The sequence below is a fragment of the Aliarcobacter cryaerophilus ATCC 43158 genome (assembly GCF_003660105.1).
Taxonomy (GTDB): Bacteria; Campylobacterota; Campylobacteria; order Campylobacterales; family Arcobacteraceae; genus Aliarcobacter; species Aliarcobacter cryaerophilus.
Window position 1 is genome coordinate 629467 of record NZ_CP032823.1, and the last position, 17521, is coordinate 646987.

Consider the following 17521-nt stretch of genomic DNA (forward strand, 5'->3'; position numbering starts at 1 on the left):
TTGGCTATTAAAAATATCGTAGTTGATGGTAAAAATTTTGATTTATCTTATGATTTAATTAATACTACAAAAACAGAAGATATTTTGTTTTTACATGGTTGGGGTTCAAATAAAGATATTATGAAAAGTGCGTTTTCAAATTATTTAAAAGATTATAGACATATTTATCTTGATATGTCAGGTTTTGGTAAAAGCCCAAACAACTACGTTTTGACTACAAATGATTACTCAAAAATTACAAAAGAGTTTTTAAACTCTATAAATTCAAATTGTAAAGTTATTTTTGGTCACTCTTTTGGTGGCAAAGTAGCTACTTTATTGGATCCAAAAAATTTAGTTCTATTAAGTAGTGCTGGAATTTTAGAAGAGAAGCCAATAAAGGTAAAAATAAAAATATTTTTTGCAAAACTTTTAAATAGTTTAGGTTTAAAAAACTTTACAAAAGTTTTTAGAAGTAAAGATGTGGATAAAATGAGTGAAAATATGTATGCTACTTTTAAAAATGTTGTAGATGAAGATTTCTCTTCATATTTTTCAAATTTCAAAAATAGTGCTTTGATTTTTTGGGGAGAAGATGATATTGCTACATCTTTAAAATCTGGAGAAAAAATAGCAAGTTTGATTAAAAAATCAGTTTTTACTTCATATAGTGGTGACCACTATTTTTTCTTAAAACACGCAAAAAATATATGTGAAAGAGTAGAAAATGGAATATCTTAGTATAGTTACTAAAATTGTTTTAAGTTTTAGTTTGGGTTGGTATTTGATTACTAACTTACAGTGGTACAACTATAAATTAAGCAGAGTTATATTTAAACACCACAAATGGCAGTGGCATTTAACATTTTTTATCTCTCCAATAGTTCTGTTTTTTCTAATTCCTAGCCCATATTTTGATATATACTTTTTTGTTTTATATTTTGTAAGCTTTATTTTATGGAATAGAAAACTTGATAGAAGTTTAGTTCTTACAAGTAGAGTAAAAAGATTTTTGACTATTTTACTAATAACACTTTTTACTCAAATTTCATTATGTTTAGATGATGATTTTTGTGCAAAAGTAACTCTGTTTTTAACTCTTATTGTGACATTAATTTTTTCAAATATTATAGAAAAGATACTGTTTTTAGCTTTTAAAAATAGAGCAAAAAAGAGATTATTAGAAAACAAAGATTTAAAAATTATTGCAATTACAGCATCTTATGGAAAAACATCTATAAAAAACTTTTTACATCATGTTTTAAAAAATCACTTCAAAACATATAAAACTCCAAGAAGTGTAAATACAATTGTAGGGCTTGTTCTTGATGTAAATAAAGATTTACCAAAAGATACACAAATATATATAGCAGAAGCAGGGGCAAGAGTAAGAGGTGATATAAAAACGATAGCAAACTTTTTAGAGCCACAAATTGCTATTATAGGAAGTGTTGGAGAACAGCATATTGAATATTTTAAAACTTTAGAAAATATTAAAAATACAAAAAAAGAGCTTTTGTTGTCTCCAAGACTACAAAAAGCATTTGTTCATAGTAGTGCAAATGTTACTCAAAGTGAAAAAATAGAGGAGTTTCCAAACAATCTTCATATAGTAAAAAGTAATCTTGATGGACTTTGGTTTGATATGGAATTAAATGGAAAAATTGAGCATTTTTATGCTCCAATTTTAGGAAGTTTCAATGCTATAAATTTAGCAGCAGTTGTTTTAGTAGCAACTCATTTAGGAATGAGTGTTTTAGAGATAAATGAAGCTTTAACAACTTTACCACAAGTAGAACACAGACTTCAAAAAATTGAAGCAAACGGAAAAATTATAATAGATGACTCTTTTAATGGAAATCTTGAAGGAATGTTAGAAGCTATTAATATTTCTTCAAACTATAATGGAAGAAAAATAATAATAACTCCAGGACTTGTAGAGTCAACTGATAGTGCAAATATTCTTTTAGCAAAACAAATAGATAAGGTTTTTGATTTTATAATAATAACTGGAACTTTAAATGCAAATATTTTAAAAGCAAATATAAATGAAGATAAAGTTTTTGTACTAAAAGATAAGACAATGCTAGAAACAACTTTAGCAAGAACTACAAAAAGTGGCGATTTAATATTATTTGCAAATGATGCACCAAATTTTATATAGGATAAAAAATGGAACACATTTATGCCCCTTGGCGATATAATTATGTAACTGATGAAAAAGTCAAAGGGTGTATTTTTTGTCATATTGCAGAAAATTTAAAAGATGAAAAACTACAAGTAATATTTAGTGATGAATATTGTTATGTAGTTATGAATAAATTTCCATATAGTCCAGGACATATTATGGTTATTCCATATTTTCATACTTGTAATGTTGAAGATTTGGATGAAACTATTTGGTTGAAAATGAGTATGAGAGTACAACAAGCAGTGAGGCTTTTAAAAGAAGTTATGCCATGTGAAGGTGTGAATATTGGTATGAATTTAGGAAAAGTAGCAGGTGCTGGAATAGAACAACATATACACTATCATTTAGTTCCAAGATGGATTGGAGATACAAATTTTATTACAACAATAGCTCAAACAAGAGTTTATCCAGCAGATTTTAATGATATTTTTGAGAAATTAAAAGCTAGTGCTTTAAAATATTTTTTATAGATTTTATTTTTAAACTCTTTTATAAATATATTAAAAACCTTACTTTTAATATATTTTAGTAGAATATTCACTTTAGAATTTAGGGGAAACTATAAAAGTGCAACAAATAAATAACTACATAGAAAACATAAATAGACTTTTTGCTACAGGAAATGCAAGAGAACACAGCTATAGAGGCGATTTACAAGATTTACTAAACAAAATCATAAATGATAAAGATATAGTTGTAACAAACGAACCAGCAAGAATAGTAAATGTTGGAGCTCCTGATTATAGTATTACAAAAAAAGATATTCCAATAGGATATATTGAAGCAAAAGATATAAACAAACCACTAAATAGCAAGGATTACACCGAGCAGTTTGATAGATATAAAAATGCTCTTGATAATCTTATAATCACAGATTATATCGATTTTTGGTTTTATAAAAGTGGCGAACTTACAAATAAAATTAAAATAGCAAAAATAGTAGATGATAAGATTATTGCTATTGAAGAAAATTTTTTGTTATTTACAAACAACATAAAAAGCTTTACAACACAAATCTCACAAACAATCACAAGTCCTAGTAAACTAGCGAAAATGATGGCTGGAAAAGCAAGACTTCTTCAAAATGTAATTGAAAGAGCGATAATAAGTGAAGATGAAAGCGATGCAAACAACTCTTTAAGAGAGCAGTTAGAAGTTTTTAAAGCTACTTTAATTCACGATATTACACCTGATAGTTTTGCAGATATTTATTCTCAAACTATTGCTTATGGAATGTTTGCAGCAAGACTTCATGATACAACTATGGATACATTTTCAAGACAAGAGGCTGTTTTTTTAATACCTAAATCAAATCCATTTTTAAGAGGATTATTTAACTATGTTTCTGGTGCTGAGTGTGATGATAGAATTATTTGGATTATAGACTCTCTTGCAGAGATATTTTTGGCAACAGATGTTAAAAAACTTTTAGATGGTTTTAGCCAAAAAAGTGGAATGAACGACCCAATAATTCACTTTTATGAAACTTTTTTAAGTGAATACAACCCAGCACTTAGAAAAAGTAGAGGAGTTTGGTACACTCCACAAGCTGTTGTAAACTTTATAGTTCGTGCTTGTGATGAAGTACTTAAAGATGAGTTTGATTTAAGTGATGGATTAAGCGATGAGACAAAAATCAAAATAAAAGTAGATGATATAAACGCAGGTTACACAAAATCAGGGCAAAAGATAAAAAAAGATATTGAAGTTCATAAAGTGCAGATTCTTGACCCAGCAACAGGAACTGGAACATTTTTGGCTGAGACTATAAAGTTTATTAAAAAAGATTTTTGGGGAGGAAGTTGGAGCTCTTATGTAGAAGAGCATCTAATTCCAAGGCTAAATGGTTTTGAACTTCTTATGGCATCTTATGCTATGGCACATTTAAAGCTAGATTTACTTCTTCTTGAAACTGGATATAAACCAACAAAAGAGCAAAAAAGGTTTAATATCTTTCTTACAAACTCACTTGAAGAGCATCATGAATCATCTGGAAATCTTTTTGCTAGTTATTTGGCAAATGAGAGTAAAGAGGCTGATAGAGTAAAAAAAGATGTGCCTGTGATGGTTGTGATGGGAAATCCACCATATAGTGGAGAGAGTTCAAATAAAAATGATTTTATTGATAAACTACTTGAAGATTATAAAAAAGAGAGTGATGGAAGAAAACTTCAAGAGAAAAACTCAAAATGGCTAAATGATGATTATGTAAAATTTATAAGATATTCTGAAAGTTATATACAAAAAAATGAAGAGGGAATTTTAGGATTTATTACAAATCATAGTTATATTGATAATCCAACTTTTAGAGGTATGAGATACCATCTTTTAAGTACATTTGATAAAATTTATATTATAGATTTACATGGAAATAGTAAGAAAAAAGAAGTAAGTTCAGATGGAAGTAAAGATGAAAATGTCTTTGATATTATGCAAGGTGTTGCAATTATAATTGGTATTAAGAAAAAAACTAAATCAAAAAAACTTGCAGAACTTTTTATGTATGATTTATATGGAAAAAGAGATTTTAAATATGAATTCTTGAATAAAAATAGTTTGAAGAGCTTAGATTTTAAACAAATAAAATATAGTGAACCTGATTTTTATTTCTTTAACAAAAACCTTGATTTGGAATATGAATATAAAAAGAATATTTATATAAAAGATTTTTTTCATTTAAACTGTGTTGGTATTGCAACTTCTAGGGATGGCTTAGTAATTGATGATAATAAAGAAAAATTAGAGTCTAAACTTCAAGAATTTTTTGATAATGATAAAGCATATGTTCAAAATATAATGAAAGTAAAAGAAAATAGTAGTTTCAAAATTGATAAAATAAAAGAAATATCAACTTTAAATTTTTCTTTTATTAAACCTTATTCGTATAGAACTTTTGATATTAGATATATTTATTATAGTAGTAGTTTTATTGAAAGAAGTAGAGAAAATGTAATGAAACATTTTACTAAAGATAATATTGGACTTATTACAAATAGACAATGTCAAACAGAAAATTATCAACATACATTTATTACAAAAGTTATGAATGATTTACATATAACAGAAACAGCAAATGCAAATCCATATACTTTCCCATTATATTTATACCCAGATGAAAACTCTCTAACAAATGAACCAATACCAAATTTCAATATGGAAATTATAAAAGATATAGAGAAGAGTTTAAATCTTAATTTCGGAAATTTGACTTTAGTCCAATCACTAGAAAAAACTGGTGGGACTGAAGTTTTACTTCCAAAAGAAAAAATAGATGGAACTGAAGATTTACTTCCAAAAAAAGAGTTTCAAGCTCTTGATTTGTTTGATTATATTTATGCAGTTTTACATAGTCCAAATTATAGAGAAAAATACAAAGAGTTTCTAAAAATAGACTTCCCAAGAGTTCCATATCCAAAGCCTGAAACTTTTTGGCAACTGGTTAGTTTGGGAGGAAAATTAAGAAGCTTACATTTACTAGAAGATACAAGTTTAGATGAAAGGATCATAGATATAAAAGGTGAGGGCGAACTACTTATCAAAAATAGTCTAAATAAAAAAGATTTTAGTGTAGAAAATTCTCAGGTAGAGCTTAGATTAAATGATGAAATTAGTATTATAAATATTCCTTTGGTTGCATGGGAGTTTTATATAGGTGGTTATCAACCTGCTCAAAAGTGGTTAAAAGATAGAGTGGGAAGAACACTAAACAGAGCCGATATGAAGCACTATAATCGCGTTATAAATGCACTTTATATGACAAACAATATTATGAAATCTATAGATAAGATTGCTCATTTATAAGCTTAATTATAGCTTGTTAAGTAGCTAATACCACTACTTTATTCCTTTATTAAAGGAAATAAATTTAATAATTTATTTCCAAAAGTCCCATAATTATTGACATTTAACCGCACTTAAGTTATAATCCGCGTCCACTTAATGTGGTTAGAGCCATTTTTTGGTGTCTAACGAGTTCTTTAAAGGAAAAAAATATATGGAAAAAATCAGATTAAAGCTAAAAGCTTATGATCATAGAGTTTTAGACAGAAGTGTTGCTTCAATAGTTGAAGCTGTTAAAAGAACTGGTGCTGATTTAAGAGGTCCTATTCCTCTTCCTACAAAAATCAGAAGATATACAGTTATCAAAGGTCCTCACGTAAACAAAGATTCAAGAGAGCAGTTTGAGATTAGAGTTCATTCAAGAATTATAGACATTATTTCAGCAACAGCTGATACAGTTGATTCATTAATGAAACTAGACTTAGCTCCAGAGGTTGATGTTGAAGTAAGATCAATGGGTCAAGAATAAGTAGAAAGGGTAATACAAGATGGAATTTATAGTTCAAAAAATCGGTATGAGTAGAACAGTATCTGTTCCTAGTACAGCGGTTACACTTTTAAAAGTTATTGATACAAAAGTATGTCAAGTAACTGATGGTGTAGCACTAGTTTCTTATAGCAGCGGTAAAAAATTTAACAAAGCTATTGAGGGACAACAAAAAAAATATAACCTATCTAAAGAGTTTAACAGATTTGCAACAATTACTGTAGCAAATAGTGAAGCTGGAGATTTAGATGTTGCTGGTTTAGGTGAAGCAAAAATCGTTAAAACAACTTTTAGAACAAAAGGTAGAGGTTTTACTGGTGTTGTAAAAAGATGGAATTTTGCTGGTGGAAGAGGTTCTCACGGACATAGAATGGGTAGAAGAACAGGTTCAATTGGTAACTGTGAGTTCCCAGGAAGAGTTCAACCAGGTAAGAAAATGCCAGGACAATACGGAAATACAAATGTATCTGTAAAAAATGAAGTTTTATCATTTGATGCGGAAGCTGGAGTTTTAGTTCTTAAAGGTTCAGTATCTGGTCCAAATGGTTCATTAGGAAAAGTAAAGGTTGCTAAATGAGTAAAGCAATAGTATTAAATACAAAATTTGAAAATAGTGGTGAAGTAGTTTTACCTGCTAATTATGAAGAGATAAATAAACACAATTTATACTTATATGTAAAATCGTATTTATCATCTTTAAGATCTAATACAGCAGCTGCAAAAACTAGAGCACAAGTAAGTGGTGGTGGTAAAAAACCTAAAGCACAAAAAGGTAGTGGAGCAGCAAGATGGGGATCTAAAAGATCACCTTTATTTGTTGGCGGTGGAGTTACTTTTGGTCCTACAAAAAGAAACTACGAGCAAAAAGTAAACAAAAAACAAAAAGCTTTAGCACTTAAATATGCTTTAAATGCACAAGCTAGTAATGGTTCACTTTTTGCTGTTGATTCAGTTAAATTAGAATCAGGTAAAACTAAAGATGCGGTTGCAGTTTTAAGTAAATTAAACAAAAGAGATACATTAATTGTAGTTGATACAATTGATGAAAAAACTTATTTAGCGTTTAGAAATATTAAAAACTGTTATATGATTGAAAAGCAAGAAGTAAATGCATACTTAATTGCTGTATATCACTCTGTACTAATTGAAAAATCAGTACTAGAAGCATTAACAAAAGAGGCTTAAGATGGCAGATATAACAGATATTAAATCAATTTTATATACAGAAAAAACAATCGAGCTTCAAGAAAATGGTGTAATCGTTGTTCAAACTAGTCCTAGAATGACTAAAACGGGTTTAAAAGAGGTTTTCAAAGAGTATTTTGGCGTTGTTCCAACAAAAATTAACTCTTTAAGACAAGAAGGAAAAGTTAAAAGATTTAAAGGAAAACTTGGAAAAAGAGTTGACTTCAAAAAATTCTATGTAACATTACCAGAAGGCGCAGCAATTGCGAACCTTTCAGCATAAGGAGTAAAAAATGGCAATTAAAAAATTTAGACCTATAACTCCTGCTAGAAGATTTATGTCAGTTATTGATAGCTCTGATATTACTTCAAAACCAACAGTTAAATCTTTACTTGTAAGAGTAAAAGCAAATGCTGGTAGAAATAATAACGGAAGAATTACTTCAAGACACAAAGAAGCAGGTGCAAAAAAACTATACAGAATTATTGATTTCAAAAGAGATAAATTCGATGTTGTTGGTACTGTTGCAACTATTGAGTATGACCCATATAGAAATTGTAGAATTAGCTTAATTTCTTATGCTGATGGAGATAAAAGATATATTATTCAACCTGCTGGATTAAAAGTAGGAGATAAAGTTCAAGCTGCTGCTTCAGGACTTGATATTTTACCAGGAAATGCAATGAGATTGGTAAATATTCCTATTGGAACAATGGTTCATAATATTGAGTTAAAACCAGGAAAAGGTGCACAATTTGCTAGATCAGCTGGTGGATATGCACAAATTATGGGAAGAGAAGATAAATATGTTATCTTAAGATTACCATCTGGTGAAATGAGAAAAATCCTTAATGTTTGTATGGCTACTATTGGTGTAGTTGGAAACGGGGATTATATAAATATGGTAATTGGTAAAGCTGGTAGAACAAGACACTTAGGAATTAGACCTCAAACAAGAGGATCTGCGATGAACCCTATTGATCACCCACACGGTGGAGGAGAAGGTAAAACGAATTCTGGAAGACATCCTGTTACTCCATGGGGTATGCCAACTAAAGGTTATAAAACTAGAAAGAAAAAAGCTAGTGATAAACTAATCATTTCAAGAAAAAAGAAGTAAGGGTTTAAGATGGCAAGATCAATAAAAAAAGGACCTTTCGTAGATGCACACTTATTAAAAAAAGTTGTGGCTGCTAATAGTTCAAAAGATAAAAAACCAATTAAAACATGGTCAAGAAGATCTACAATTCTTCCAGATATGATTGGACTAACATTTAATGTACATAATGGTAGAAACTTTGTTCCTGTAAATGTTACAGAGAACCATGTTGGATATAAATTAGGTGAGTTTGCACCAACTAGAACATTTAAGGGCCACAAAGGTTCTGTTCAAAGAAAGGCGTAATAATGGCAAGAGCGATATTAAAATTTATTAGAGTTTCTCCTATTAAAGCAAGATTAATTGCAAGAGAAGTTCAAGGAATGAATGCAGAGTATGCAATTGCATCTTTACAATTTACTCCAAACAAAGCTGCTGGAATTATATCTAAAGTAATAGCTTCTGCTGTTGCAAACTCAGGATTAGATTCAGCTGATGCAGTAATTACAAGTGCTAGAGTAGATAAAGGACCAGTTCTTAAAAGATTTACTCCAAGAGCAAGAGGTTCAGCTTCACCGAAGCATAAGCCAACTGCACATATTATGATTGAAGTAGCTGCATCTACAAAAGGAGACAAGTAATGGGTCAAAAAGTTAATCCAATAGGTTTAAGATTAGGTATTAATAGAAATTGGGAGTCTAGATGGTTTCCAAAATTTGAAACAATGCCTGCAAATGTAGCTGAAGATGACAAAATAAGAAAGTTTGTTAAAAAAGAGTTATATTATGCTGGAATTGCTCAAACTGTTATTGAAAGAACTGCAAAAAAAGTTAGAGTTACTGTTGTAGCTGCTAGACCTGGAATTATCATTGGTAAAAAAGGTGCAGATGTTGAAAAACTAAAAGACTCTTTATCTAAACTTGTAGGAAAAGAGATAGCTGTAAATATTAAAGAAGAGAGAAAACCTCAAACTTCTGCACTACTTTCAGCTGAAAATGTTGCTCAACAATTAGAAAGAAGAGTTGCATTTAGAAGAGCAATGAAAAGAGTTATGCAAAATGCACTAAAAGGTGGAGCAAAAGGTATTAAAGTATCTGTTTCAGGAAGACTTGGTGGTGCTGAAATGGCAAGAACTGAGTGGTATTTAGAAGGAAGAGTTCCTTTACATACATTAAGAGCTAGAATTGATTATGGTTTTGCAGAAGCTCATACAGCTTATGGTTGTATTGGGATTAAAGTTTGGATATTTAAAGGTGAGGTTCTTGCAAAAGGAATTCCAACTGAAAAATCTGAAACTGCTGATTCTAAACCAAAAAGAAGACCAGCAAAGAAAAGAGGTAAATAATTATGTTAATGCCTAAAAGAACAAAATTTAGAAAAATGATGAAAGGAAGAAATCGAGGTGAAGCTCACAGAGGTAACTCTTTAGCTTACGGAGATTTCGGAATTAAAGCTGTTGAGCATGGACGAGTAGATTCAAGACAAATTGAAGCTTCTAGGGTTGCCATGACAAGAAAAGTAAAAAGACAAGCGAAAGTTTGGATTATGGTATTCCCTGATAAACCACTAACTGCTAAACCTCTTGAAACAAGAATGGGTAAAGGTAAAGGAAGTGTTGATAAATGGGTAATGAACATTAAGCCAGGAAGAGTTTGTTTCGAAATGGCTGGAGTAGATGAAAGTTTAGCAAGAGAAGCTTTAGCTTTAGCTATGCATAAACTACCATTTAAAACTAAATTTGTAACAAGAGATAGCGAAAATGAACTATACTGAAATTAAAGATAAAAGCTTGAGCGAATTACAAGCGTTATTAAAAGAAAAAAAGGTGCTTCTTTTTGAATTAAAAGCTAAGCTAAAAACTATGCAGCTAACAAATACATCTGAGTTAAGAATAGCAAAAAAAGACATTGCTAAAATTCAGACTGCTATGACAGCTCTAAATGCTAACTAAGGATCTAAGTATGACACATAAAAGAGAGATTCAAGGTGTAGTAGTAAAAAGATCAGGTGATAAAACAGCTTCTGTTTTAGTAACTAGATCAGTTTTACACCCAAAGTATCATAAAACTGTAAAAAGATTTAAAAAATATTTAGTTCATGATGAAAAAAATGAGTTAAATGTTGGTGATAGTGTTATTGCCGTTGAGTGCAGACCACTATCTAAAACTAAATCTTTTAGATTAAAAACGATCCTTGCTACAGGAGTTAAATAATGATTCAAAGTTTTACAAGATTAAACGTAGCAGACAATACAGGAGCTAAAGAGATTATGTGTATCAAAGTTTTAGGTGGTTCTAAAAGAAGATATGCAACTGTTGGTGATGTTATTGTTGCGTCTGTTAAAAAAGCTCTTCCAACTGGAAAAATTAAAAAAGGTCAAGTTGTTAAAGCTGTAATTGTAAGAACTCATAAAGAAGTTCAAAGAGAAAATGGTTCATTAATTAGATTTGATGACAATGCAGCTGTTATTTTAGATGCTAAAAGAGAGCCAGTTGGAACAAGAATTTTTGGACCAGTTGCTAGAGAAGTTAGATATTCAGGATTTATGAAAATCGTTTCACTTGCACCGGAGGTACTATAATGGCTATTAAATTAAAAATAAAAAAAGGTGATACAGTTAGAATCATCGCTGGTGATGACAAAGGAAAAACTGGAGAAGTTTTACAAGTATTACCAAAAGTAAACAAAGTAATCGTAAAAGATTGTAAAGTTGCTAAAAAAACTGTTAAACCTGATCAAGAAAAAAATCCAGATGGTGGATTTGTAAACAAAGAGATGCCAATTGATATTTCAAATGTGGCAAAAGTGGAAGGGTAAAAGATGGCATCAAGATTATTAGAAAAATATAAAGCTGAAATCAAGCCAGTTCTTGAAGCAGAATTTGCAAAGAATAAAACTTTAACAGCAAAAGTTGATAAAGTTGTTATCTCTGTAGGTGCTGGTGAAGCTATGAAAGATACTAAGTTAATCCAAAATATGCAAGATACAATCTCTTTAATTGCTGGTCAAAAAGCAGTTAAAGTTATTGCTAAAAAATCTGTTGCTGGATTTAAAGTAAGAGAAGGAATGCCTGTTGGTATTAAAGTTACTTTAAGAGGTGAGCAAATGTATCACTTTTTAGATAAATTATGTAACATTGCATTACCAAGAGTAAAAGACTTCAGAGGTCTTAACAAGAATGGATTTGATGGAAGAGGAAACTTTAACTTCGGACTTGATGAGCAGTTGATGTTCCCTGAAGTAGTTTATGATAACATCATTAAAACACACGGAATGAATATCTCTATTGCTACAAGTGCAACAAGTGATGCTGAGTCATATAGATTGTTAGAGTTAATTGGAATTCCATTTACAAAAGGAAGAGCGTAATGGCAAAGAAATCTATGATCGCTAAACAACAAAGAACACCTAAGTTTGCTGTAAGAGCATATACTAGATGTTCTGTTTGTGGAAGACCTCACTCTGTTTATAAAGATTTTGGTCTATGTAGAGTTTGTTTAAGAAAAATGGCTAACGAAGGTTTATTACCTGGTGTTAGAAAAGCTAGTTGGTAGGAGAAAAAAGCTATGATGAATGATTTAATCGCAGATGCTTTAACTAGAATTAGAAATGCTGCAATGAGAAGATTAGAAGTTGCAACATTATTACACTCAAACACAGTTGTTGGAGTAATGAATGTACTTTTACAAAAAGAGTATATTGCTGGATTCAAAGTTATTGACGGACAAAATAATAAAAAGACAATTCAAGTTGAATTAAAGTATGATGATAAAGAGAAATCAGCAATTAACGAAATTGTAAGAGTTTCTAAACCAGGTAGAAGAGTTTATAAACCAGCTTCTGAAATTAAAAATTTCAAAAACGGATACGGTACTATTATTCTTTCAACTAACAAAGGTATTGTTGCAAATGATGAAGCATTTGCTGCCAATGTTGGTGGAGAAGTACTTTGTACTGTTTGGTAGGAGAGAATAATGTCTAGAATTGGAAAAAAACCTATCGCAATTCCTGCTGGAATTGAAGTAACAGTAAACGGTACACTAATTAGTGTTAAAAAAGGAAACAATGTTTCTACAGTTGAGACTCATGGAAGAGTTGGAATTGAAGTTGCAGATAGCCAAGTTGTTTTAACAAAAATTGGTGAAACAAAGGAATCTGCAGCGTTTTGGGGAACTTACAGAGCATTAACAGCAAATGCAGTTAATGGTTTACATGAAGGTTTCACAAAAACTTTAGAAATCAATGGAGTTGGATATAAAGCAGCTGTAAAAGGTGATGTTTTAGAGTTAATCTTAGGTTATTCTCATCCAATTAATTTCGAAATCCAAAAAGGATTAGATATTTCTGTTGAGAAAAACATTATTACAGTTAAAGGTGCAGATAAACAACAAGTTGGGCAAGCTGCTGCTATTATTCGAGGCTTTAGAAAACCAGAACCGTACAAAGGTAAAGGTGTTAAGTATTCTGATGAGAAAATCATTAGAAAAGCCGGAAAAACTGCTAAGAAATAAGGTGTAACTATGAGTAGAGAAAAAGATTTAGCAAAAAAAGTTGCTTTAAGAATAAAAAGAAAAAAAAGAGTTAGAGCTAATATTTTTGGTACAGCTGAAAAACCAAGAGTATCGATTTTTAAATCTAACAAATACATTAGTGCACAAGCTATCAACGATGTTGAAGGTAGAACTTTGGCAGCAATTAGCTCACAAACTATGGGTTTAGGTGGAAATAAAGAGGGTGCTGCTAAAGTTGCAGCTGAGTTTGCTTCTAAGTTAAAAGCAGCTGGTATTGAAACAGTTGTTTATGATAGAAACGGGTATCTTTATCATGGTGTTGTTGCAGCATTTGCTGACGCATTAAGAGAAAATGGTATTAAATTATAAGGATTAATGATGGCAGTAAATAGAGAAGATTTTCAAGAAGCAATCGTTAAAATCGGAAGAGTAACAAAAGTTGTAAAAGGTGGAAGAAGATTCAGATTTACAGCTTTAGTTGTTGTTGGAGATAAAAACGGTACAGTAGGTTTTGGAACAGGAAAAGCAAAAGAGGTTCCAGATGCTATTAAAAAAGCTTTAGATGATGCATTCAAAAGCTTAGTGACAGTTTCTATAAAAGGAACAACAATTGCACATGATATTGAACACAAATATAATGCAAGTAAAATTTTATTAAGACCAGCTTCTGAAGGAACTGGACTAATTGCTGGAGGAGCTGCAAGACCTGTTCTTGAGCTTTCTGGAGTTAAAGATATTATTGCAAAATCTTTAGGTTCAAATAATCCAAATAACCTTGTACAAGCTACAGTTGAAGCTTTAGCAAGAATAAAAGGATAAGAATATGATATTAGAAAATTTAAAACCAGCTTGCGGAAGCACAAAAGCTCCAAAAAGAAAAGGTAGAGGTCAAGGAAGCGGTAACGGTAAAACTGCTGGAAAAGGTAATAAAGGTCAAAAAGCTAGATCTGGATACAGTGTAAAAAGAGGTTTTGAAGGTGGTCAACAACCACTATTAAGAAGACTTCCTAAAGTTGGATTTGTATCAAGAGTAGTTAAACCATATACAATTAATGTTGAAAAAGTAACTGCAATTGCTGAATTACCAGAAATTACAGTTGAATCAATTAGATCTGTATATAAATTATCAAAAACTGTTGTAAAAGTAAAACTTATTGGTGCAACAGCTAAAAATTTAAGTGCTAAGATTAAAGACGAAAACGTTACAACTACTGGAAAATAGTTATGAGTAAAGATCTAGTAAATAAGATTCTTATTACATTAGGCTTTATTTTTCTTTACAGACTACTGGCATATGTGCCAGTACCTGGAGTTAATATTGATGTAGTTAAAGAGTTTTTTGATTCAAATGCAAATAATGCATTAGGTCTTGTAAATATGTTTAGTGGAAATGCAGTTGAAAGACTAAGTATTATCTCACTAGGAATTATGCCTTACATTACAGCTTCGATTATTATGGAGCTTCTAGCAGCAACTTTCCCAGCACTTGGTAAAATGAAAAAAGAGAGAGATGGGATGCAAAAATATATGCAAATCATCAGATATACAACTATTGTTATTACATTAATACAATCAATTGGAGTATCTATTGGACTTAATTCATTAACTGGACAAAATGGGCAAGCAGCAATTTCTATTGATATGAATACATTCATCGCAGTTTCAGCTATTTCAATGCTTACAGGAACAATGCTTTTAATGTGGATAGGTGAGCAAATAACTCAAAGAGGTATAGGAAATGGTATTTCACTGATTATCTTTGCAGGTATCGTTTCAGCAATTCCTAGTGCTATTGGTGGAACTATAGATTTAGTAAATAACGGTCAAATGCACTTCTTAACTGTAATTGGTATTTTACTTGTAATTTTTGCAACGGTTGGAGCTATTATTTATGTTGAATTAGGAGAAAGAAGAGTTCCTGTTTCATACTCAAGAAAAGTAATTATGCAAAACCAAAATAAAAGAGTTATGAACTATATTCCAATTAAAGTAAATTTAAGTGGAGTTATTCCTGCTATTTTTGCAAGTGCAATTTTAATGTTTCCAGCAACAGTTTTGCAAGGAAGTGAAAATAAATACTTAGTAATGATAGCTGATTATATGAATCCTAGTTCATATACATTTAACTTATTTATGTTTTTATTTGTAGTTTTCTTTGCATTTTTTTATGCTTCAATTACATTTAATGCAAAAGATATAAGTGAAAACTTAAAAAGACAAGGTGGATTTATCCCTGGAGTTAGACCAGGTGCTAGTACAGCTGAGTTTTTAAATACAGTTGCTGGTAGATTAACTTTCTGGGGAGCTATTTATATGGGATTAATCTCTACACTTCCTTGGTTAATTGTAAAAGCAATGGGTGTTCCTTTTTATTTTGGAGGGGTTTCAGTTTTAATTGTAGTTCAAGTTGCTATTGATACTATGAGAAAAATAGAGGCTCAGCAATATTCAAATAAATATCAAACTTTAAGTGCAGTTGGACTATAAAAATGTCTATTGCTCTTAGAAAACCTGAAGAGATTGAAAAACTTTATGTTGCAAATCAAGCTGTTGCAAAAACGCTAAAATACCTAGAAGAGAATGTAAAAGCTGGAATGACTTTAAAAGAAGTTGATGCTATGGGCGAAAAATTCATTTTAAGCCTAGGAGCTAGACCTGCTTTTAAAGGATTATATGGATTTCCAAATGCTGTTTGTACTTCACTAAATGAAGTTATAATTCATGGAATTCCAAGCAATACAATTTTAAAAGATGGTGATATTTTAGGTCTTGATATTGGAACTGAAGTTGATGGTTGGTATGGTGATAGTGCTATTACTATGCCAATTGGAGAGATTTCGAAAAAAGATGAAGAGCTGATAGCTTGTTCAAAAGATGCTTTGCATTATGCTATTGATATAATTGAAGATGGTATGAGATTTAAAGAGTTATCAAAAGCAATTGAAGATTTTATTACTTCAAGAGGTTATCAGCCATTAGTAAGATTTTGTGGACATGGAATTGGAAGAAAACCACATGAAGAACCTGAAATTCCAAACTACTTAGAACATGGTGGTACAAAATCTGGACCAAAAATAAAAAATGGAATGGTGTTTTGTATAGAACCCATGATATGTCAAAAAGATAGAAACCCTGTTATTCTTAAAAATGGTTGGGATGTTGTTTCAGCCGATGGTTTAAGAGGGAGTCATTATGAGCATACGGTTGCTGTAGTTGATGGACGAGCAGTTATTTTAAGTAATAGAGAAAATTAAGGGGCTAATGTGGCAAAAGATGATGTAATAGTTGTTGATGGAAAAGTAATAGAAGCTTTACCAAATGCAATGTTTAGAGTTCAGTTAGAAAATGGTCATGTTGTATTGTGTCATATCTCTGGAAAAATGAGAATGCACTATATAAAAATACTACCAAATGATACTGTAACAGTTGAGATAACACCTTATTCACTTGATAAGGGAAGAATTGTTCATAGAAAAAAATAATTATTAAATAGAGAATCTTCTCTATTTAATAAATCTTCTTAAAAATTGATACTAAAGCATATTTTTTGTAAAATCAAGTATGACAAATAAAGTTAAGAATCAAGTTTTAAAATACCTATATAATCAAAAACTTTTTGGAATCAAATATCATAGTGAACTAAATATAAACTTTTATAGTAGTTGTGATTTTACATTGCCAAATGGTTTAGAAGAGCTTAAAAAATCAGTTTCAAACTGCTATTTGTGTGATTTATCAAAAACTAGAAAACATACACTTTTTGGATATGGAAATCAAAATTCAAAGATTATGTTTATTTGTGATGAACCATCAAAAAGTGAAGATGATTTGGGATCTTTTTTTGTTGGAAATGCTGGTGAAATGTTAGCAAAAATGATTGAAGGTAGCTTAAAAATAAAAAAAGAGGAAGTTTATACTACTAATTTAGTAAAATGTAGAGGAACAAAAGAGGCAAGTTTTCAAAATTTTGAGAGTTGTAATTGTTATTTGTTAAAGCAAATAGATATTATAAAACCAAAGATTATTGTTGCTGTGGGAGAGAGAGTTTATGATTATTTGTTAAAAAATAGTGGTGACTTTTCCAAAAATAGAGGAAAAGTTTTGAGCTTTAATTCTACTATTTTAGTACCAATCTTTGCACCTCTTTATCTACTAAAAAATCCATCTTTAAAAAAAGATACTTATCTTGATATGTTAAAAATTAAAAATCTATATGAGGAGAGTTAAA

The 17521-nt window shown here is 30.3% G+C and carries 28 protein-coding genes; all 28 read left to right on the forward strand.

Annotated elements, in window-relative coordinates:
* The 28 genes from estV (at nt 1) to ACRYA_RS03255 (ending at nt 17520) form a co-directional block, all read left to right on the forward strand.
* Nucleotides 1–720, forward strand: a complete 720-nt coding sequence (gene estV / locus ACRYA_RS03120) for an EstV family lipase (protein WP_105916394.1) — start codon at nt 1–3, stop codon at nt 718–720.
* A complete protein-coding gene (locus ACRYA_RS03125; protein WP_105916393.1) occupies nt 707–2143 on the forward strand; it encodes a Mur ligase family protein in 1437 nt (478 codons plus the stop codon). Before estV ends, ACRYA_RS03125 begins: the two co-directional genes overlap by 14 nt.
* An 8-nt stretch (nt 2144–2151) precedes the next feature.
* Nucleotides 2152–2640 (forward strand): HIT family protein, encoded by a 489-nt coding sequence (locus ACRYA_RS03130; protein WP_105916392.1) that lies wholly within the window; start codon nt 2152–2154, stop codon nt 2638–2640.
* 97 nt (nt 2641–2737) lie between these two features.
* The gene (locus ACRYA_RS03135; protein WP_207796765.1) at nt 2738–5971 is read left to right on the forward strand and encodes a type ISP restriction/modification enzyme; all 3234 of its coding nucleotides are present in this window, start codon (nt 2738–2740) and stop codon (nt 5969–5971) included.
* A 193-nt stretch (nt 5972–6164) separates the two neighbouring features.
* The gene (gene rpsJ / locus ACRYA_RS03140) at nt 6165–6479 is read left to right on the forward strand and encodes a 30S ribosomal protein S10 (RefSeq protein ID WP_066154595.1); all 315 of its coding nucleotides are present in this window, start codon (nt 6165–6167) and stop codon (nt 6477–6479) included.
* A gap of 19 nt (nt 6480–6498) precedes the next feature.
* A complete protein-coding gene (gene rplC / locus ACRYA_RS03145; RefSeq protein WP_105914447.1) occupies nt 6499–7074 on the forward strand; it encodes a 50S ribosomal protein L3 in 576 nt (191 codons plus the stop codon).
* Nucleotides 7071–7682 (forward strand): 50S ribosomal protein L4, encoded by a 612-nt coding sequence (rplD, locus tag ACRYA_RS03150; protein ID WP_105916391.1) that lies wholly within the window; start codon nt 7071–7073, stop codon nt 7680–7682. Before rplC ends, rplD begins: the two co-directional genes overlap by 4 nt.
* Before the next feature lies 1 nt (nt 7683).
* The gene (locus ACRYA_RS03155) at nt 7684–7965 is read left to right on the forward strand and encodes a 50S ribosomal protein L23 (RefSeq protein WP_105912168.1); all 282 of its coding nucleotides are present in this window, start codon (nt 7684–7686) and stop codon (nt 7963–7965) included.
* Nucleotides 7966–7975: 10 nt separating this feature from the next.
* Nucleotides 7976–8803: a 50S ribosomal protein L2 gene (rplB, locus tag ACRYA_RS03160; protein ID WP_105914445.1), complete on the forward strand. Its 828-nt coding sequence runs from the start codon at nt 7976–7978 to the stop codon at nt 8801–8803.
* Between the two features lie 9 nt (nt 8804–8812).
* Nucleotides 8813–9088 carry a 30S ribosomal protein S19 gene (rpsS, locus tag ACRYA_RS03165; protein ID WP_105916390.1) on the forward strand — a complete coding sequence of 92 codons (276 nt, stop codon included), beginning with the start codon at nt 8813–8815 and terminating at the stop codon, nt 9086–9088.
* Nucleotides 9089–9090: 2 nt separating this feature from the next.
* The gene (gene rplV / locus ACRYA_RS03170) at nt 9091–9423 is read left to right on the forward strand and encodes a 50S ribosomal protein L22 (RefSeq protein ID WP_066154612.1); all 333 of its coding nucleotides are present in this window, start codon (nt 9091–9093) and stop codon (nt 9421–9423) included.
* A complete protein-coding gene (gene rpsC, locus ACRYA_RS03175) occupies nt 9423–10127 on the forward strand; it encodes a 30S ribosomal protein S3 (protein ID WP_105916389.1) in 705 nt (234 codons plus the stop codon). The genes rplV and rpsC overlap by 1 nt, the downstream gene beginning before the upstream one ends.
* Nucleotides 10128–10129: 2 nt before the next feature.
* Nucleotides 10130–10555 (forward strand): 50S ribosomal protein L16, encoded by a 426-nt coding sequence (rplP, locus tag ACRYA_RS03180; protein ID WP_066154618.1) that lies wholly within the window; start codon nt 10130–10132, stop codon nt 10553–10555.
* Entirely contained in the window at nt 10542–10733 is a 192-nt protein-coding gene (rpmC, locus tag ACRYA_RS03185) for a 50S ribosomal protein L29 (protein WP_105912163.1), read from the forward strand. The genes rplP and rpmC overlap by 14 nt, the downstream gene beginning before the upstream one ends.
* 10 nt (nt 10734–10743) lie before the next feature.
* A complete protein-coding gene (gene rpsQ, locus ACRYA_RS03190) occupies nt 10744–10995 on the forward strand; it encodes a 30S ribosomal protein S17 (protein WP_105912162.1) in 252 nt (83 codons plus the stop codon).
* The gene (gene rplN, locus ACRYA_RS03195) at nt 10995–11363 is read left to right on the forward strand and encodes a 50S ribosomal protein L14 (RefSeq protein ID WP_024776088.1); all 369 of its coding nucleotides are present in this window, start codon (nt 10995–10997) and stop codon (nt 11361–11363) included. The genes rpsQ and rplN overlap by 1 nt, the downstream gene beginning before the upstream one ends.
* Complete coding sequence (rplX, locus tag ACRYA_RS03200) at nt 11363–11599, forward strand: 50S ribosomal protein L24 (protein ID WP_105916388.1); 237 nt, start codon at nt 11363–11365, stop codon at nt 11597–11599. Before rplN ends, rplX begins: the two co-directional genes overlap by 1 nt.
* Before the next feature lie 3 nt (nt 11600–11602).
* Nucleotides 11603–12151 carry a 50S ribosomal protein L5 gene (gene rplE / locus ACRYA_RS03205; protein ID WP_105916387.1) on the forward strand — a complete coding sequence of 183 codons (549 nt, stop codon included), beginning with the start codon at nt 11603–11605 and terminating at the stop codon, nt 12149–12151.
* On the forward strand, nt 12151–12336 hold the full coding sequence (locus ACRYA_RS03210; RefSeq protein ID WP_024776091.1) for a type Z 30S ribosomal protein S14: 186 nt from the start codon (nt 12151–12153) through the stop codon (nt 12334–12336). The genes rplE and ACRYA_RS03210 overlap by 1 nt, the downstream gene beginning before the upstream one ends.
* A gap of 12 nt (nt 12337–12348) precedes the next feature.
* Nucleotides 12349–12747 carry a 30S ribosomal protein S8 gene (rpsH, locus tag ACRYA_RS03215; RefSeq protein WP_105914442.1) on the forward strand — a complete coding sequence of 133 codons (399 nt, stop codon included), beginning with the start codon at nt 12349–12351 and terminating at the stop codon, nt 12745–12747.
* Nucleotides 12748–12756: 9 nt separating this feature from the next.
* Nucleotides 12757–13293 (forward strand): 50S ribosomal protein L6, encoded by a 537-nt coding sequence (gene rplF / locus ACRYA_RS03220; RefSeq protein WP_105914441.1) that lies wholly within the window; start codon nt 12757–12759, stop codon nt 13291–13293.
* 9 nt (nt 13294–13302) lie between these two features.
* Nucleotides 13303–13662 carry a 50S ribosomal protein L18 gene (gene rplR, locus ACRYA_RS03225; protein WP_105909392.1) on the forward strand — a complete coding sequence of 120 codons (360 nt, stop codon included), beginning with the start codon at nt 13303–13305 and terminating at the stop codon, nt 13660–13662.
* 9 nt (nt 13663–13671) lie between these two features.
* The gene (rpsE, locus tag ACRYA_RS03230) at nt 13672–14112 is read left to right on the forward strand and encodes a 30S ribosomal protein S5 (protein WP_066154638.1); all 441 of its coding nucleotides are present in this window, start codon (nt 13672–13674) and stop codon (nt 14110–14112) included.
* A 4-nt stretch (nt 14113–14116) separates the two neighbouring features.
* A complete protein-coding gene (rplO, locus tag ACRYA_RS03235) occupies nt 14117–14515 on the forward strand; it encodes a 50S ribosomal protein L15 (protein WP_105916386.1) in 399 nt (132 codons plus the stop codon).
* A 2-nt stretch (nt 14516–14517) separates the two neighbouring features.
* Nucleotides 14518–15780: a preprotein translocase subunit SecY gene (secY, locus tag ACRYA_RS03240; RefSeq protein WP_105916385.1), complete on the forward strand. Its 1263-nt coding sequence runs from the start codon at nt 14518–14520 to the stop codon at nt 15778–15780.
* A gap of 2 nt (nt 15781–15782) precedes the next feature.
* Entirely contained in the window at nt 15783–16547 is a 765-nt protein-coding gene (gene map / locus ACRYA_RS03245) for a type I methionyl aminopeptidase (RefSeq protein WP_105916384.1), read from the forward strand.
* Nucleotides 16548–16556: 9 nt separating this feature from the next.
* Nucleotides 16557–16775, forward strand: coding sequence for a translation initiation factor IF-1 (gene infA, locus ACRYA_RS03250; protein ID WP_105912153.1), 219 nt, complete (start codon nt 16557–16559; stop codon nt 16773–16775).
* A gap of 79 nt (nt 16776–16854) precedes the next feature.
* On the forward strand, nt 16855–17520 hold the full coding sequence (locus ACRYA_RS03255) for a uracil-DNA glycosylase (protein WP_105916383.1): 666 nt from the start codon (nt 16855–16857) through the stop codon (nt 17518–17520).
* Nucleotide 17521: the final 1 nt, after the last annotated feature.

Bases quoted from the DNA above. Each gene is read 5' to 3' on its own strand.
- ACRYA_RS03125 (WP_105916393.1), top strand. From the start codon at position 707: ATGGAATATCTTAGTATAGTTACTAAAATTGTTTTAAGTTTTAGTTTG.
- ACRYA_RS03130 (WP_105916392.1), top strand. From the start codon at position 2,152: ATGGAACACATTTATGCCCCTTGGCGATATAATTATGTAACTGATGAA.
- rpsJ (WP_066154595.1), top strand. From the start codon at position 6,165: ATGGAAAAAATCAGATTAAAGCTAAAAGCTTATGATCATAGAGTTTTA.
- rplC (WP_105914447.1), top strand. From the start codon at position 6,499: ATGGAATTTATAGTTCAAAAAATCGGTATGAGTAGAACAGTATCTGTT.
- rplD (WP_105916391.1), top strand. From the start codon at position 7,071: ATGAGTAAAGCAATAGTATTAAATACAAAATTTGAAAATAGTGGTGAA.
- ACRYA_RS03155 (WP_105912168.1), top strand. From the start codon at position 7,684: ATGGCAGATATAACAGATATTAAATCAATTTTATATACAGAAAAAACA.
- rplB (WP_105914445.1), top strand. From the start codon at position 7,976: ATGGCAATTAAAAAATTTAGACCTATAACTCCTGCTAGAAGATTTATG.
- rpsS (WP_105916390.1), top strand. From the start codon at position 8,813: ATGGCAAGATCAATAAAAAAAGGACCTTTCGTAGATGCACACTTATTA.
- rplV (WP_066154612.1), top strand. From the start codon at position 9,091: ATGGCAAGAGCGATATTAAAATTTATTAGAGTTTCTCCTATTAAAGCA.
- rpsC (WP_105916389.1), top strand. From the start codon at position 9,423: ATGGGTCAAAAAGTTAATCCAATAGGTTTAAGATTAGGTATTAATAGA.
- rplP (WP_066154618.1), top strand. From the start codon at position 10,130: ATGTTAATGCCTAAAAGAACAAAATTTAGAAAAATGATGAAAGGAAGA.
- rpmC (WP_105912163.1), top strand. From the start codon at position 10,542: ATGAACTATACTGAAATTAAAGATAAAAGCTTGAGCGAATTACAAGCG.
- rpsQ (WP_105912162.1), top strand. From the start codon at position 10,744: ATGACACATAAAAGAGAGATTCAAGGTGTAGTAGTAAAAAGATCAGGT.
- rplN (WP_024776088.1), top strand. From the start codon at position 10,995: ATGATTCAAAGTTTTACAAGATTAAACGTAGCAGACAATACAGGAGCT.
- rplX (WP_105916388.1), top strand. From the start codon at position 11,363: ATGGCTATTAAATTAAAAATAAAAAAAGGTGATACAGTTAGAATCATC.
- rplE (WP_105916387.1), top strand. From the start codon at position 11,603: ATGGCATCAAGATTATTAGAAAAATATAAAGCTGAAATCAAGCCAGTT.
- ACRYA_RS03210 (WP_024776091.1), top strand. From the start codon at position 12,151: ATGGCAAAGAAATCTATGATCGCTAAACAACAAAGAACACCTAAGTTT.
- rpsH (WP_105914442.1), top strand. From the start codon at position 12,349: ATGATGAATGATTTAATCGCAGATGCTTTAACTAGAATTAGAAATGCT.
- rplF (WP_105914441.1), top strand. From the start codon at position 12,757: ATGTCTAGAATTGGAAAAAAACCTATCGCAATTCCTGCTGGAATTGAA.
- rplR (WP_105909392.1), top strand. From the start codon at position 13,303: ATGAGTAGAGAAAAAGATTTAGCAAAAAAAGTTGCTTTAAGAATAAAA.
- rpsE (WP_066154638.1), top strand. From the start codon at position 13,672: ATGGCAGTAAATAGAGAAGATTTTCAAGAAGCAATCGTTAAAATCGGA.
- rplO (WP_105916386.1), top strand. From the start codon at position 14,117: ATGATATTAGAAAATTTAAAACCAGCTTGCGGAAGCACAAAAGCTCCA.
- secY (WP_105916385.1), top strand. From the start codon at position 14,518: ATGAGTAAAGATCTAGTAAATAAGATTCTTATTACATTAGGCTTTATT.
- map (WP_105916384.1), top strand. From the start codon at position 15,783: ATGTCTATTGCTCTTAGAAAACCTGAAGAGATTGAAAAACTTTATGTT.
- ACRYA_RS03255 (WP_105916383.1), top strand. From the start codon at position 16,855: ATGACAAATAAAGTTAAGAATCAAGTTTTAAAATACCTATATAATCAA.